Annotated in this window: 17 protein-coding genes; 6 read left to right on the forward strand and 11 right to left on the reverse strand. The window is 43.6% G+C overall.

Going from position 1 to position 16234, the window contains the following annotated elements; genetic code table 11:
- Positions 1-14: 14 nt before the first annotated feature.
- The 3 genes from gpmI to lptF form a co-directional block, all read right to left on the reverse strand.
- Positions 15-1562, reverse strand: coding sequence for a 2,3-bisphosphoglycerate-independent phosphoglycerate mutase (gene gpmI / locus FTU06_RS06190; RefSeq protein WP_180145534.1), 1548 nt, complete (start codon positions 1560-1562; stop codon positions 15-17).
- 122 nt (positions 1563-1684) lie between these two features.
- Positions 1685-2755 carry an LPS export ABC transporter permease LptG gene (gene lptG / locus FTU06_RS06195; protein WP_180145542.1) on the reverse strand — a complete coding sequence of 357 codons (1071 nt, stop codon included), beginning with the start codon at positions 2753-2755 and terminating at the stop codon, positions 1685-1687.
- Between the two features lies 1 nt (position 2756).
- Positions 2757-3857 (reverse strand): LPS export ABC transporter permease LptF, encoded by a 1101-nt coding sequence (gene lptF / locus FTU06_RS06200; RefSeq protein ID WP_180022073.1) that lies wholly within the window; start codon positions 3855-3857, stop codon positions 2757-2759.
- Positions 3858-4016: 159 nt separating this feature from the next.
- Between lptF and FTU06_RS06205 the strand changes: the two genes are divergently transcribed.
- The 4 genes from FTU06_RS06205 (at position 4017) to FTU06_RS06220 (ending at position 6904) form a co-directional block, all read left to right on the forward strand.
- A complete protein-coding gene (locus FTU06_RS06205) occupies positions 4017-5465 on the forward strand; it encodes a leucyl aminopeptidase (protein ID WP_078189456.1) in 1449 nt (482 codons plus the stop codon).
- Complete coding sequence (locus FTU06_RS06210; protein WP_078189457.1) at positions 5458-5865, forward strand: DNA polymerase III subunit chi; 408 nt, start codon at positions 5458-5460, stop codon at positions 5863-5865. Before FTU06_RS06205 ends, FTU06_RS06210 begins: the two co-directional genes overlap by 8 nt.
- 39 nt (positions 5866-5904) lie before the next feature.
- The gene (locus FTU06_RS06215; RefSeq protein WP_078189458.1) at positions 5905-6543 is read left to right on the forward strand and encodes a hypothetical protein; all 639 of its coding nucleotides are present in this window, start codon (positions 5905-5907) and stop codon (positions 6541-6543) included.
- A 142-nt stretch (positions 6544-6685) separates the two neighbouring features.
- Positions 6686-6904 carry a hypothetical protein gene (locus tag FTU06_RS06220; protein WP_078192596.1) on the forward strand — a complete coding sequence of 73 codons (219 nt, stop codon included), beginning with the start codon at positions 6686-6688 and terminating at the stop codon, positions 6902-6904.
- A gap of 62 nt (positions 6905-6966) precedes the next feature.
- Here the strand turns inward: FTU06_RS06220 and FTU06_RS06225 are convergent, their stop codons facing one another.
- The 7 genes from FTU06_RS06225 to glnK form a co-directional block, all read right to left on the reverse strand.
- Positions 6967-7512, reverse strand: coding sequence for a VTT domain-containing protein (locus tag FTU06_RS06225; protein WP_078189460.1), 546 nt, complete (start codon positions 7510-7512; stop codon positions 6967-6969).
- Positions 7513-7624: 112 nt separating this feature from the next.
- Entirely contained in the window at positions 7625-8284 is a 660-nt protein-coding gene (locus FTU06_RS06230; protein WP_078192598.1) for a riboflavin synthase, read from the reverse strand.
- 33 nt (positions 8285-8317) lie between these two features.
- Complete coding sequence (locus tag FTU06_RS06235) at positions 8318-9610, reverse strand: DNA adenine methylase (RefSeq protein ID WP_078189462.1); 1293 nt, start codon at positions 9608-9610, stop codon at positions 8318-8320.
- Positions 9607-10710, reverse strand: a complete 1104-nt coding sequence (ribD, locus tag FTU06_RS06240) for a bifunctional diaminohydroxyphosphoribosylaminopyrimidine deaminase/5-amino-6-(5-phosphoribosylamino)uracil reductase RibD (RefSeq protein ID WP_180145544.1) — start codon at positions 10708-10710, stop codon at positions 9607-9609. Before ribD ends, FTU06_RS06235 begins: the two co-directional genes overlap by 4 nt.
- Positions 10711-10746: 36 nt before the next feature.
- Entirely contained in the window at positions 10747-11205 is a 459-nt protein-coding gene (nrdR, locus tag FTU06_RS06245; RefSeq protein WP_067763170.1) for a transcriptional regulator NrdR, read from the reverse strand.
- 138 nt (positions 11206-11343) lie between these two features.
- Positions 11344-12750: an ammonium transporter gene (locus tag FTU06_RS06250; protein WP_180145547.1), complete on the reverse strand. Its 1407-nt coding sequence runs from the start codon at positions 12748-12750 to the stop codon at positions 11344-11346.
- A 61-nt stretch (positions 12751-12811) separates the two neighbouring features.
- On the reverse strand, positions 12812-13150 hold the full coding sequence (gene glnK, locus FTU06_RS06255) for a P-II family nitrogen regulator (RefSeq protein ID WP_067763174.1): 339 nt from the start codon (positions 13148-13150) through the stop codon (positions 12812-12814).
- A gap of 278 nt (positions 13151-13428) precedes the next feature.
- On the opposite strand from glnK, the gene FTU06_RS06260 reads away from it, so the two are divergent.
- Both FTU06_RS06260 and FTU06_RS06265 read left to right on the forward strand, forming a co-directional pair.
- Entirely contained in the window at positions 13429-13656 is a 228-nt protein-coding gene (locus FTU06_RS06260; protein WP_078189551.1) for an accessory factor UbiK family protein, read from the forward strand.
- 66 nt (positions 13657-13722) lie between these two features.
- The gene (locus tag FTU06_RS06265) at positions 13723-15213 is read left to right on the forward strand and encodes a YifB family Mg chelatase-like AAA ATPase (protein WP_180039915.1); all 1491 of its coding nucleotides are present in this window, start codon (positions 13723-13725) and stop codon (positions 15211-15213) included.
- A gap of 43 nt (positions 15214-15256) precedes the next feature.
- Here the strand turns inward: FTU06_RS06265 and FTU06_RS06270 are convergent, their stop codons facing one another.
- Positions 15257-15994 carry a TorF family putative porin gene (locus FTU06_RS06270; protein WP_180008086.1) on the reverse strand — a complete coding sequence of 246 codons (738 nt, stop codon included), beginning with the start codon at positions 15992-15994 and terminating at the stop codon, positions 15257-15259.
- Between the last annotated feature and the right edge of the window lie 240 nt (positions 15995-16234).

A 16234-nucleotide genomic window follows, 5' to 3' on the forward strand; every position in this document is an offset into this window, starting at 1 on the left:
TGCTTCCTTACATTTTAAGCTTCAAGAGTAATCAAGTTACGACCTTGCATTTCTGTTGGTACAGGAATGTGCATAAGCGTTAACATTGTCGGCGCTACGTCAGCCAAAACACCACCTTCTGCAATTGTTGCATTGGTCGGACCAACATAGATAAATGGCACAAGTTCAGTGGTATGTTGAGTATGCACCTGACCACTTTGGTAATCCTGCATTTGCTCTACGTTACCATGATCGGCAGTCACTAACATGTGACCTTTATTTGCCATCACAGCTTCATATACACGACCTAAGCACGTGTCTACGGCCTCAACTGCTTTGACTGCTGCATCAAACACACCAGTATGACCAACCATATCACCATTGGCATAGTTCACCACCAGTAAGTCGTACTCACCTGAATTAATTGCGGCAACCAACTCATCAGTGACTTCATAAGCACTCATTTCTGGTTTTAAATCATAAGTCGCAACGTTTGGTGATGGAATCAAAATACGTTTTTCACCCGGATATTCATCTTCACGACCACCACTGAAGAAGAAGGTCACGTGTGCATATTTTTCAGTTTCAGCAATACGAAGTTGTGTTTTACCCAAATTAGACAGGTATTCACCAATCGAGTTATGCAACGCTTCTGGCATATAAGCCACAGGTGCATCAATTGTTGCTTGGTAACGTGTCAACATGACAAATTTTGATAAAGCAGGAACCACTTTACGTTCAAAACCTGCAAAATCTTTTTCCACAAATGCTTTGGTAATTTCACGCGCACGGTCAGCACGGAAGTTCATAAAGACAACGCTATCACCATCTTGAATCGGTGCTAAATCACCAATACGCGTCGCTTTCACAAATTCATCTGATTCTTCAGCAGCGTAAGCCTGCTCTAGACCTTCAACAGCAGTCGCTGCAGTGCGCACTGCTTCACCTTCAGTTAATAGGCGATAGGCTTGCTCAACACGATCCCAACGGTTGTCACGATCCATCGCAAAGTAACGACCAATCATGGTAGCAATACGACCTTGACCCGGATACTGAGCAAACAGCGCATCTAATTTTTCAAGCGAAGGTTGTGCGCTTTTTGGTGGCGTATCACGACCATCAAGGAATGCATGAAGATACACTTTTGCACCGCGTTTTAATGCCAATTCAGCCATCGCCACAATGTGATCTTCATGTGAATGCACACCACCTTCAGACAACAAGCCCATGATATGTACAGCACGATCTGCAGCTTTGGCTTTTTCGACCGCATCGACTAATACGTCATGTTCAAAGAACGCACCGGTACGAATATCTTTGGTAATACGAGTAAAGTCTTGATACAGCACACGTCCTGCACCAAGGTTCATGTGGCCCACTTCAGAGTTACCCATTTGACCATCAGGTAAACCAACGTCTTCGCCAGAGCCTGAAATCAATCCATGCGGATGCTTTTCCTGCATTGCAGTCAAGTTTGGTCGTTTTGCTGCTAAAAAGGCATTGTCCTCGACCGCTTCGCGATGACCCACACCATCCATAATTACTAATACGTGTGGGATTTTGCCAGCAGTTGCATCCGTCATAATGAACACTCTTTCGTTTATAAATTAATCATACTATCTTACCGAATTTTCGGCGAAGACTCTATGTGACAACCATGGTTTATCTAGGTCATCAACATTGTTTTACTCAATCTTGCATGCACTTAACGTGCGCGGTGCAGCAGATAGCCACCCGCTACAAACATCAAAATAATCGGTATAAAGACGAACCATGCAGGCGATGGTGCATACACCAAACTTGCATAACCCAAGAAATCTTGTAAGTAGTAAAAGCCTAGTCCAGCAAATAAGGCAATCACCAAGCGAAAACCCATCGACTGTTGACGTAAAGGTCCAAAAATAAATGAACACGCAATCACCACCAAGGCAATTAAAGCAAAGGGCAAACCAAACTTTTGCCAAAACGCCAATTGGTAGGTCTTCGGGACTTGGCTATATTCATGCATATAGCTCATAAAGCTCACCAATTGACTGGGTGATAGGTCTTCAGGGTCAATGGTAACCATATGCACATATTTAGGTTGCAAGGCCAATGAAAGCGGCTGTTCAGCATTTTGCTTCGCTACAGCATCACCCGTCGCTAATAGATCCATTTGGGTTGAATTTTGTAGCGACCAAGAGCCATTTTTGACAAAATTCCCTTGCTCCGCATCCAAAGTGCCTCGCAAACGATATTTTTCATCAAAATCAATAACCTGAACATCTTTAATTTGACCTTGCGAATTGGCATAGTCAATATAAATAAAGCGCTGACCTTCACGCGACCAATAGCCTTTGACTTCACCCAACTCAGCCGCAGTGCGGTGACTTTTGACGCTTTTGGCTTGTTCATTGGTATAGGGAATGACCCATTCGCTTAATGCAAAGGATAAAACCACCAAAATGAGTGCCGAACGAATCACCCAGCCCACAATCCGCCAAAGGCTGATGCCGACCGAACGCATGACAATCAATTCACTGTTTGAAGCTAGAGTCCCTAAACCCAATACCGCGCCAATCAAGGCTGAAATCGGTAAAATTTCATATAAATAATTCGGTGAACTCCATAACACATACTGCAAAGCATTCCATGCGTTATAACCTTCTTTCAGCGAGCCCAATTCACCTAAATAAGTAAAAAGCACTTGTAAGCCAGCCAATACCGCGGTCGCACCAAGCATGGCTAAAGCAGTAGTTTTGGTCACATGTTTTGCAACTATACGACGTGCCAACATTTTAAGACCTCACTCGCTGAATTTGTTTCTTAATTTTGGGCGCTAATTTTTGTTTACGCGAGAACAATGCTGCTGCAATGCCGTAAATCACTAAGACCAGTGGATAAGCCCAGATACCCATTTCATCTTTACTGATCCGCGTTTTGATCGCCATTAAAGCCACGATTAAACTGGCAAAAATAAGTAAGGCGGGGAACAGTTTTAGGTAACGCCCTTGACGAGGACTGACCTCAGACAAAGCGGTGGCAAGCAATAACGCTACCAAAATAGCGAACGGCACAAAGATTCGCCAACCAAGTTCACTGGCAACCACAGGATCATGACGGTTATCCCATAACTTCGAGGTTGGTAAAGCTTCTACTTCAGTACTTTCAAATTTTGCTTCTTTATCATTTTCTAAACGTAAACGATAACTTTGGAATTCTGCTTGAGAATAACGCGGTTGCCCCGGATAAATTTCGTAACGGCGACCTTCAACTAGGTCAACCACATTGGCATTGTCATCGGGCACTTCAACACGCGTGGCTTCTTTCGCCAAAATAATGACATCAGGCTTACCCTCCTTTTCTGCACGCTGATAAAAGAAAATATCTTTTAAGTTTTTACGGTCTTCTGACAAGTCCCCTGCATAAATGGTATAGGGCCCAGAGGAAATAAACTCTTTTGGTCGAACCAAGTCAAAGCCTGTTCGTACCGCTTGCGAAGTCGTCAATGCTTCAAACTGACGGATGCCCCAAGGCGAAGCCCACAGCATCAAAAATGCTTGAACAGCCATAAAGACCACAGTCATCGGCACCAATAAACGTGACAATTGATTTCGACTGACACCACTACCATTGAGCACAGCCATTTCATGATCGACATACAGACGACCAAAGACCAACATCAGACCAATAAAGAAACCGAGCGGAAGAATTAAGGTTAAAAACTCAGGCAAACGGTAGCCAATGATGCTAAATAAAATACTTGCATCTAAACGACCCTGCGCCGCCACACCAAAGTACTTGATCAAACGACCACCCATCATGATCAAGGTCAATAAGGCAATCACAACCAGTGATGTCGACACCACTTGCTTGACCAGATAACGCCGAATAATCAAATTAATTCTTCCAAAAATAGGGCCAATAAAAACTAGCGTTAGTTTACCCGAATGTAGAAAATATAAAACCTATACCCTTGTTGCTCATTGAAACTCTATTCATATAAATGTTTCAATGGTTTAATGGTTTATAAATTTAAAAAGGCATAAATACCGCACATGAAACTTTCTATTAATACGTCATTCCAAGCGAATGCGTCCAGCCAATATTTGTTGATATTAGTAGATTCTGAGCACGTTACAAATGCAGCTACTTCATATCAAATCAATGATTTAGATAATTTAATTGAAGCAACTCAATTTAAAGCAGCACTCAATGAAAGCCTGCCTTTGGTGGCGAACATTGCCGCTTGTCGCAATAGCGCTCTTTTAGGCCTCGGCAAAGTTGCTGAATTACAAGTCAATAAATTTGCAAAAATTGCACAAACCATTATTAAAGCGTCACAAAAAAAATTCAAACAGATCAGTGTCGATATCTCTGCCCTACCACAAGAACAACATTATTTATTTGCACTTAGCCTGACGCAAGCGGCTTATGCATTTGATGAATACAAGTCTAAGAAAAATGAATTTGTTTTGGAGCAGATCCATTTAATCGCTGCTGAAAGTCCATTAACCACTGCACAGCTTGACTTAATTTCTGCAGTGCAATCAGGTCAAAGTTTTACTCGTGACCTAGGTAACCGTCCGGGCAATATCTGCTTCCCTGAATATTTAGCCGAACAAGCTCAAGCGCTTGCAGCTGAATTTCCGGATCAACTCAAAGTGACTGTACTCGATGAACAGCAAATGGCTGATCTCGGTATGGGTGCTTTCCTTGCTGTGAGCAAAGGTTCTGACCGTCCAGGCCGTATTATTACCATCGAATACCTTTCAAACCGTGAAGAAGCACCTGTGGTGCTTGTTGGTAAAGGCGTGACTTTTGATACTGGTGGTATCTCACTTAAACCGGGTGCTGGCATGGACGAAATGAAATTCGACATGTGCGGTTCTGCATCAGTTTTGGGTACAATCCGTGCGCTGTGTGAAGCGAAATTACCGATTCATGTTGTCGGCGCAATTGCTGCTGCAGAAAACATGCCGTCTGGTCATGCCACTCGCCCGGGTGACATCGTGACAACCATGAGCGGTCAAACCGTTGAAATTTTAAATACCGATGCCGAAGGTCGTTTGGTGCTGTGCGATACCTTGACCTATGTAAAACGATTTAACCCTGCACTGGTGATTGATATTGCAACCCTCACTGGTGCATGTGTCGTAGCACTGGGTTCAGTCCTCACCGGTATGTTCACTCCGGATGATGAACTTGCGGCTGAATTGACTGCTGCGGGTCAACACAGCTTTGACCGCGTATGGCGCATGCCAGTAATTGAAGATTATCAAGAACAACTTGATTCTCCATTTGCAGATATTGCCAACATTGGTGGTCCAAAAGCAGGGTCTGTGACCGCTGCATGTTTCCTTCAACGCTTTACGCGTGAATACCGTTGGGCGCATTTAGACATTGCGGGTACTGCATGGAACTCAGGTGCCAATAAAGGCGCAACAGGTCGTCCTGTACCATTATTAATGCAATTTTTAGCGAATCGTGCTCAAGCGAATGGCTAAAGTTAGCTTTTATTTATTTGAAAAAAGTCCTGAACGACAAGTCGAAAGCACTTGTCGTTTATGCCGTAAGATCCTGCGTCAGCCTGTACGTATTTGGCTACATTGTGCTGACCCAGACTTACAGCAACAACTTGATGAACGCCTGTGGAGTTTCGATCACACAGGTTTCATTCCCCATGGTATCGATCAAGCCGAGGCAACGGTCTGTATTTCTGCCCAATTGCCTGAGCAAGCCGACTGGATTGTGTTTAATTTTAACGATCAAGCACTTGAACAGTTCGCAAGTTTTAGTCACATTATCGAAATTATTGAAAATAACGAACCCGCTAAAATTATCGGGCGTGAAAAATATAAACAATATCGACGTTTGGGCGTTCAACCGCAGACCCATAAACTTTAACGTGATATTGGTTTTACCCTATTTGCAAGGAGGTGCACCATGGCATTGAATGTCGGTCCAGACTTTAAACAGCGCTGGTTAAAAGTACCTGAAGCTATTCGTCAGACCTTTATTGATGACCTTGGTCGCGTTTGCGATGTCCTCAATCCCAGTACAGACATTCAACAATGGCTGGTCAATGACCAACAGCAACAGCAAGTGTCTTTTGACAAAATTGAGTCTGCCTATGCAGATTTAAAAGCACAGTTGATAGAAGATGCTCGTATACGTAAACAACTGGCTTTAGAAAAAGCCTTAGAAGAAAAACGTGAAGCTGAACAAGCCTATGCAGAACAACTGAAACGTGACGAAGAGTTACGCTTTGCTGCACAAACGCAAGCGCTCACCATGATGCAGCATAATCTAGATCGCGAAGTACAACACTATGCCGCTCGCTATCATAAAAACCCTGAAACAGGTTTAGCGGGATTAAGCCAAAGCTTATCGGTCAGCGAAGGACAGATGTTGTCAGAACTTGAAAGTGTACGCGTGCGTTTGGAACTTGAGGCAGAAACGCAAATCGAGATGGCCGTCAGTGATTTCCGTGCAAAATTGAAAGCTGCTGCACAAGAAGAAATTGACTATATCTTAGAAAACTCCAATTTTTCGACAGAATCTACATCGTCCCAAGCATCTTAAGCTGTCGATCGAAATCTGGTCACTGTCATTAAACTGACATGTATTTGCAACATGATGTTCATATGGCTGAAGCATTGTCCCTCAAAACACAATGCTTCAGGCATCCTAAAAATATAATCATGCATCCAGATGGGAATTCAATATGGACATCATTCACCAGATTACCCAGAAAATATCCTCTCTATCTGCTGGAGAACAATGGGACATTCGTGCCAAAGATCTTTGGCTGAGTCATTCAGACTTTCACAGTATTTCGGTGTATCTCAGCCGAGAATCAGAAAAAGGGGGTTTTAGCATTCAGCAACCGCCCCACAGCTCGATTTTTCAAACCCTTGATGTGGTGACCGTTACAAAACACTAAGTTGTCATCGACTCCATAAAAAAAGCCCACAACTGTGGGCTTTTTTTATGTCTAAGTTTAGCTTAGACCAAATCTGCAACTGCAGAAACAGTATGTCCTAGGAAATAACCGATACCGAGTAGTAATCCAATCCAGATGAAACCACCTAGCACATTATAAAACATAAATGTACCGAGGCTCATGCGCGCAGACCCAGCGGCAAAAGGCGCAAAAGAACGTACAAAAGGTACAAAGCGTGCGACTAAAATCGTTTTACCGCCATGCTTCATAAAATATTTATTGGTTTTGACCATATATTCGGGCTTAAAGTAACGTGTGTGCTTATTAAAGTACTTAATGCCTAGCACGCTGCCCGTATAGTAATTGACGCAGTAGCCCAAGACCGATGCGACAAATAACATCAGCCCCATGGTGTGTAAATGCACCACTTCCGTCGTTGAACATAATGCGCCGATGGCAAGCAACAGGCTGTCTCCCGGCAGGAAGAACATAAATACTGAACCCGTTTCTGAAAATATCACCAGAAATAAAATGGCATAAATCCACACACCATAATTTTCCAATAACATGGGTAACCACTGTTCCAGATTCAGTAAGAAATCAATCATTATCACCTGTCTGATTATTCATCATATATGTCATTCCGCGACGCATTATCACCAAAAATAAAAAAACAGTCTAATTTTTCAATCAGACTGTTTGGTTTTCTTCGGTATCAACTTATTTCAAGAAGCCATTTTCAGCGAGAAAATCTAAGCTAATTTTAGATTGCGCTGTGGTCTCAGCGGCTTTATCTCCGAGCAATAAACGCTCAATATAACGTGCTAAAACATCCACTTCCAAGTTCACTTTAGCCCCAGCTTTCCACGTACCGATATTGGTTCGTTCAGCCGTGTGCGGAATTAAATTTAAGCTCAGCACATTGCCACGTAAATGGTTAATCGTCAGGCTAATACCATCCACGGTCACAGAGCCTTTTTCTGCTAAATAGCGTGCAATTTCTTTCGGTGCGGTCACTTCAAAATAAATTGAACGTGCATCTGAACGAACTTGAGTGATTTCACCCACTGCATCGACATGACCACTGACAATATGTCCACCAAAACGCGTGGTCGGCAACATGGCTTTTTCCACATTTACTGCCTGCCCTGCTTTCCAGTGTTCCAAAGTGGTCCGATTTAAACTTTCACGTGATACATCAGCTGCATACCAATTGCTACCAAAGTCAATCACGGTTAAGCAAATGCCATTGGTGGCAATAGAATCTCCCAAATGCACATCCGACATGTCTAAATCTGTCTGGATACGCAAGCGGACATCGCCACCCACGTTTTGAATGCTTTCAACTTTACCTAGACTTTCAATAATGCCTGTAAACATGTTCAATCCCTGAAAAATATGGGGCGATGATTTTTACCACAAATCAAGTTGCGTGCTCACGCCAGAGGTATCGACACCACCTAATTCTGCAAAATGGTGCAATTGACTCAACAACTGACGGATTGGTGGACCTGATTTGGCATGCGTATCCGTGATGACAATAAACTCTAGTACGCGTGCACGTTCAGACTGACGCTGCTTACTCACGCGGTAACGTGGTACATCTTGCGTCAATAAGCTTACTCTGCCACGTTTTAAATTGGCTTGTAACAAATCTGTGGCGCTGATATTACCATCGGTTGAATAGCTCGTCAGGATGTAACGTGCATTGATGGTTTCTAATAATTTTTCATAAGCTTCTTTCGCATGCTTCGAAGAATTATACGGACTTGGACGTTCTTTACGCCATGCACGGTCGATTCCGCTCTTAAAGCCTTTGGTGTCTGGTGTTGGTAAATCCACCTGATCCCATAACGTTAAGGCATTCAACACATGGTAGTTACTGCTATAAGCGTGCTGGTTATACGGTGGATCGAGATAAGCCACATCTACTTCAAAGCCACTCATTTGATTAGCCAAATGCTGTGCGTCGACACACCACATTTCAGCGGCGGGTTTTTTCGGATCACCAATTTCACAAAAACGACTTGGAGTCAGCCATAACAAAGAACCGATACGATCCAAGGCCGCTTGGGTTTTACCGCCCCAACCATGATGGAAGCTTTTAAATACACCGCTGGTATTACTGACAAAACTTGCTGAATACAATAACGGCGCTAATAAAGCACTCATTTCCACATCATCAATCGCGCCTTGAGCTTGCCAAGTTGCAATTTGCTGACGAATCGCATCGATACGCATACCGTTACGGCGTTTAAAGAATAAGCGGTCACGTGCAGGATCGTAGATTTCATCATTACGTGGACACAAGTTATGGGTCACCCAACCTTTCACTTCTGGCAAACGGTTCAGATAATCAATCGCTTTCTGATAGCCACCCAACTCTTTAAACGCTGGTGCTTCAACGCAAGAGAGAATCGCGCTGTTCAAGGCGTGGCTGTAGGGTTCCCAGTCATTGGCAATAACACGATAGCCGTTTTGACGTGCCAACCGTGACACTACACCCGAGCCTGCAAAAAAGTCAGCAAATATCGGCGCACGACCATCTTCGCGTTTTAAGGTTCCCGTTTGCTCAAGTGCTTCTAAAATCAGATGTAATAGACGGCGTTTGTTTCCCAAATAAGGAACCAACTGATGGAAAAGATATTCGTCTGTGGTACGAGCCGCATGACGACGTTTGTGATAAACCGTAGACTCTGAATTCATAGCGTCTCTTGAGAAGGGATTAACCTTAAGCGGATGTCATCACCCAATTGAGTGACATCTTTCAGCTTAAATCGAAGCTGCTCTGCCATGCGGTCAAATTCCGCATTAAACATCGCACGTGCTGACTGACCCAACAAGGTCGGTGCAACATAACTGATCATTTCATCGATCAAATGTTCTTGTAAGAAAGCGGTCGAAAGTGTCGCACCGGCTTCCACAAGTACATCATAAATTTGGAACTGTTGAACGCATGCTGCTAACAGATCGGCCAAAGGCTGAATTTCAAATTGTACCACGCCCAAGTCAGCAAGTTCCTGACGATATGGCCCCATGACCATCACGGTTTCAGGTTGCTGCAATATTTTTGCGCTTAATGGCAAGCGGCCTTGACGATCTAGCACGATACGTTTCGGCTGAACCACGTTACGCATGTCAACAGCGTCATCGAGCTGACGTACGTTGAGTAAGCAATCATCGGCTAATACTGTTTCAATCCCAGTAATCACAGCACCTGATATCGCACGCCAATGCTGTACATCTTGTCGCGCCATCGAACCGGTTATCCACTTAGACTCACCCGAGGCCATGGCAGTACGCCCATCCAGGCTTGATGCAACTTTGAGGCGGACATAAGGCATGCCCGTCGCCATGGCTTTTAAAAAGCCCAAGTTCAATTGATGCGCTTCTGCTTCACAAATACCCGTAATCACTTCAATACCAGCATCACGTAGGATTTGTACCCCCTTACCCGCAACCAATGGATTGGGATCGGGACAGGCCACAACGACTTGAGCAACACCTGCTTCTACCAAACCTTTGGCACAAGGTGGCGTACGTCCATAGTGCGCGCAAGGCTCTAAAGTCACATAAGCGGTTGCGCCACGTGCGGCCCCACCTGCATCACGCATTGCAAAGACTTCTGCATGCGGTTGACCCGCTTTGGGATGGAAGCCTTCACCAACCAATTGACCGTCTTTGACAATCACACAGCCCACATTGGGATTGGGACGAGTGCTGTATTGCCCCTGCTGTGCCAATGCAATTGCACGCCGCATCCACTGTTGATGCTGCTGCAAAGGCACTTGATCTAACTCAGACATGTAATCACTCATGATAAAAATGGAAGCAGATGTGCATTAGTGCTCACGCTGCTGCATTTGTTCAATTTGACGACGAAAAGCTTCTACATCTTGGAAGTCTTGATACACAGAAGCAAAACGTACATAAGCCACATGATCTAAAGCAAACAAAGACTGCATGACAATTTCACCAATGGTGCGTGATTTCACGTCACGTTCACCCAAACGGCGAATTTGCAATTGAATATCACTGAGTACCGTTTCAATTTGCTCTTGCGTTACTGGACGCTTTTGCAAGGCATGCATGAGCGAGCGGCGGAGCTTGGCTTCATCAAAAGGTTCACTCTTTGAATCAGACTTGATGACACGCGGCATCACCACTTCATAGCTTTCAAAAGTTGTAAAACGTTCACCGCAACTAATACATTCACGGCGGCGGCGTATCTGACAGCCTTCAGCAGCAAGACGTGAGTCAATCACTTTACTGTCTTCAGCGTTGCAAAATGGACAATGCATAGCGGTTAAATTGAACAAATCCGAATGGATTTAGAGTGTAGCAAAAATTTTGAAATTTGTAGAGCTTTACGCTAGATATGGAAAAAAAACAGCCCTTTCGGGCTGTTTTACACAATATATTGATTTACTGTGATCTTATTATTCTACACGTTCACCATGTTGACTTAAGTCTAGACCCATACGTTCGTCATCAGCTTCAACACGGATGCCAATCACTAGATCAATCACTTTCAAGATAATGAATGTCATCACTGCTGAGTAAGCGATGGTCGCTAGTACACCTTCGACTTGAACCCATAATTGATGCATTAAGTTACTCGGTGCATTGTCACCCATGATGAATTCGCTGGCAAAGAATGCTGTAAGGATCGCACCCACGATACCACCGACACCATGTAGACCAAACGCATCCAAAGAGTCATCCGCTTTCAACGCACGTTTCAGCGCAGTAATACCCCAGAAGCAAACCACACCACCGATCAGACCCATCGCTAAAGCACCACCAACTGTTACAAAACCAGCCGCAGGTGTAATCACCACAAGACCTGCTACCGCACCAGAAGCACCACCCAAGACAGACGCTTTACCACGAACCACTTTTTCAGTAATTAACCATGCCACTGCTGCTGCCGCTGCTGCAACTTGTGTTACCACCAATGCATAACCAGCGGAACCATTTGCACCCAGTGCAGAACCACCGTTGAAACCGAACCAACCTACCCATACAAGGCTTGCACCGATGACAGTTAGCGTTAGGTTATGTGGTGCCATAGATTCACGGCCAAGCCCCATACGTTTACCAAGCATGTACGCTGCAACGAGACCCGCAACACCTGAGTTGATGTGAACAACCGTACCACCCGCAAAATCAAGCGCACCGTCGTTACCTAACCAACCACCGCCCCATACCCAGTGGGTAATTGGTGCATAAACCACGACACTCCAAATTGCGATGAACGCAACGAAAGCACCGAATTTCATACGTTCTGCAATCGAACCGCTAATAATGGCAACGGTAATGATGGCAAATGTCATTTGGAAAATAACAAAAAGAATCTCTGGAATCGTACCGGACAAGGCTTCTGTGGTGATGCCCGACAACATAAATTTGTCTAAGCTACCGATAAAGGCATTGCCTTCACCAAATGCTAAGGTATAACCCACAATCACCCACGTTAAACTCACGACACCCGCAGCAACAAAACTGTGTGCCATGGTGCTGAGTACATTTTTCTTACGGACCATACCGCCGTAAAACAATGCTAAACCGGGAATTGTCATGAGTAAAACAAGTGCAGTGGATACTAAAATCCATGCTGTATCACCTGTATCGAGCTTAGGTTCTTCTTCTGTAGGTGCTGGTTCTGCAGGTGTTGGCGCTGCTTCAACTGGAACTGCAGCTTCTGTTGTATTTAGCGTTGTTGTATTTGCAGTATCAACTACTGTGACTTCTTCTGTAGGTGCTGTTGCGCTTTCTTCAGCCCACGCAACAGAACCACCTAAAAGTGCACTGGACAAGCCGAGTGCAATTAGCATCTTTTTCATTCGTATCCCCCGACCTGATTTTCTGAGTTATTAGCTACTCAGCAAACTTCATGCCAATTTTTTAAACGGCATCTGCACCTGTTTCACCAGTACGGATACGGATGACTTGTTCCAGATTGCTTACAAAAATTTTACCGTCGCCAATTTTTCCTGTGCTTGCAACACGAGTAATTGATTCAATTACGGTATCGACCATTTCATCACTGATTGCGATTTCGATTTTTACTTTTGGTAAGAAATCAACCACATATTCAGCACCACGATAAAGTTCAGTGTGACCTTTCTGGCGACCGAAGCCTTTAACTTCAGTGACAGTGATCCCTTGAACACCATTTTCAGAGAGTGCTTCACGCACGTCATCTAATTTAAAAGGTTTTACAATTGCAGTTACGAGCTTCATGTTTTGTTTTCCTTCGGCTTATTTCACCTGTAAGGTTTTATGTTCAATTTTCATGCCAATATGACTACAGTCGGGGGAAAATAGTCAGCCCAGCATGAGATTTCTTTATAACCTATTTTATACGGATAATCTTGCGTATGCTTATAAAAATAGACGTTTTTACTAGAAGAATTACGATTTTACTGATCGATTAAACGCATATTTAAATAAAAGCACTATGGTCATGAATGTGGCGATGTTAAACTGCTGCCACCAATTCACTGAGGATGGTCAAAACAATGATTGAAACCTTATTACAAGCGATATTAGAACAAATCGATCAGCCGAAAAAAGACGTCGAACATAACCTGCGTAGCTTACTCAATGAAGCTGTAAGCAAAATGGATCTCGTGTCGAAAGAAGAAATCGAACGCCAACGTACTGCACTGAATAATGCCAATTTACGTTTAAATGAATTACTAAAACACGTCGAAGAACTCGAACAAAAAATTCAGAACAAAAAATAAGCACCTTTTTAGTGCAACAAAAGACGCATAACGATTAAAAATAATGCACCATAACGGAACAATAATATGTCTTTTGCCAAAATCTATACTCGGGGTTTGCTCGGCTTAAATGCACCCCAAATTGAAGTTGAAGTTCATGTCAGCCAAGGCCTACCGTCATTGACCATTGTGGGCCTACCTGAGGCCGCCGTCCGTGAAAGTAAAGACCGTGTCCGCTCTGCGATTATTAATAGCGGCTTTCAGTTTCCGACCAAACGTCTGACCATTAATCTAGCACCCGCAGATTTACCCAAAGATGGTTCACGTTTAGATCTCGCCATTGCTTTAGGGATTCTGATCGCGTCGGGACAACTTCCTGAAAATGCAGCAGATGGTTTTGAATTTATTGGAGAATTGGCACTTGATGGTTATTTACGACCTGTCAGTGGCATCTTAAGTATAGCCATTGCCTGTCAACATATCGGGCATCATCTGATTCTACCGGCACTCAATGCCGATGAAGCGGCGCAACTGCCGGAGTTCCAAGTCTTTCCTGCGCAGCATCTTAAGGATGTATGTGAACATTTGAGTCGTTCAGCCTTAATCAGCAGCCACCCCTCGACATCGTCAGCCAATCAACACAGTTACCCTTTTGATTTATCTGATGTGAAAGGTCAACTGAGACCACGTCGTGCTTTAGAAATTGCGGCGGCTGGCGGTCATTCCCTGCTATTTCGTGGCCCTCCAGGCACAGGTAAAACTCTACTCGCCTCGCGTTTGGCCAGCATTCTTCCGCCCTTAGATATGCAAGAAAATTTGCAAGTCGCGAGTATTTATTCCATTGCAGGTGCAAATCATCATTTTGGGCAGCGTCCATTTCGTGCGCCGCACCATACTGCGTCTGCGATCGCCCTCGTCGGAGGCGGATCAAATCCTAAACCGGGCGAAATCACCTTGGCACATTTAGGAGTTTTATTTTTAGATGAGCTGCCTGAATTTGATCGAAAGGTGTTGGAGGTGTTACGGCAACCACTCGAATCCAAAGAAATTGTGATTTCACGGGCTTCTCGTCAAATCACCTTCCCTGCGAATTTTCAATTGATCGCAGCAATGAATCCTTGCCCATGTGGCTATGCCTTTAACCAAGACAGCCGTTGTCAATGTAGTGCTGAAAGTATTAAACGCTATCAAAACCGTATTTCAGGTCCATTATTAGATCGTATTGATTTACATATAGATGTCCCGCCACTGGCAGCGCATGAATTACAAAGTTCGCAAGAGGTTGAAAGTTCAAGTACAGTTAGGCATCGTGTCATTCAAGCTTATGAGTTACAAATAGAGCGTCAGCAAAAATCCAATATGGCGCTCACGCCGACGCAATTGGAGCAACAAGCGGTTTTGGATGCTACTGCGCAGAATATTTTACAGTTAGCACAGCAACGAATGAATTTATCTGCGCGTGCTTATCATCGCGTATTACGTGTTGCCAGAACCATTGCCGACTTAGCTCAAAGTGAACACATTCAAGCTCAGCACGTTTCTGAAGCACTGTCCTATCGAAGCCAGCTCAATACTTAAAAAAATGGCGACCCTAGGTCGCCATTTTTAATGCTTTTTAACATTAGAATTCGTATTTCAAACCAAATACGACTTTATTCTTTTGTTTTTCATCCGCACGGTCATAACCACCAACTGTGTAATTCATGCTTGCGGTAACACCTGTATCTGCTAAAGGCTTGCTTAGACCAATATCAAAGTGACGGAAACCAAAGCTTTCTGTTGTTCCTAAATTATCTTCAAAATCACCTGAATCTTGATATGCATATAAACCAAGCGCGGTATCTAGACTGAAGTCTTTAGGAAGTGCATAGCTATATGATGCTTTGATATAAGTATCACCTGCATTACCCCATGAAACATCTTCAAGCAAAGTTTGCGCTGTTAAGCCAAAATCTTTATAGCTTAGCCCAAGCATTGTTTCTAAACCGTTTGCATCACTTGTATCAATATCATAGTAATAGTAGTAAGTTAGACCTGCTGTGTAACCAAGATCATCATTAATTGAACCGTTATAGCCCGCATAAAAATCATTTTCAAAACCATTCGGTAGGTCATCACCATAGTTTAATGTTGAACCCCACCAACCTGCATAGAAGCCTGATGCATGGCTATAATCCAAACCACCTTGGATTGTCGCATCTTTATTTTCAGGCACATTGGTAATACCACGTAAATTATAGCTAGACAGTACGCCGATATTTCCAGATACAGAATGCTCTGAAGCAGGTGCTTCAGCAAATGTAAACGTCGATGCTGCTCCAAGTACAGCGATTGATAAAGCTTTAAGTGCAAATTTCATGGTTTGTTCCCCCACATCGTGCGACGACGTATTTTTTGGTTATTTCGTTGAACTCAATGAGGTATTAGCAAGCGCTGTGCCATGTTTAAAAATATACACATATTTTTTTTATAAAGGTCACGATTTTGGCTTTCATAAAACATATAAGATACTGTTTTTATTTGTTATTTTTTAATTACTCTATTTAACTATTTTTCTCTAAATTTTTTTTTAGAATGCAGATTGTCAACTATTCAGATT

Source organism: Acinetobacter sp. YH12052, from assembly GCF_013419835.1.
Classification (GTDB): Bacteria; Pseudomonadota; Gammaproteobacteria; order Pseudomonadales; family Moraxellaceae; genus Acinetobacter; species Acinetobacter amyesii.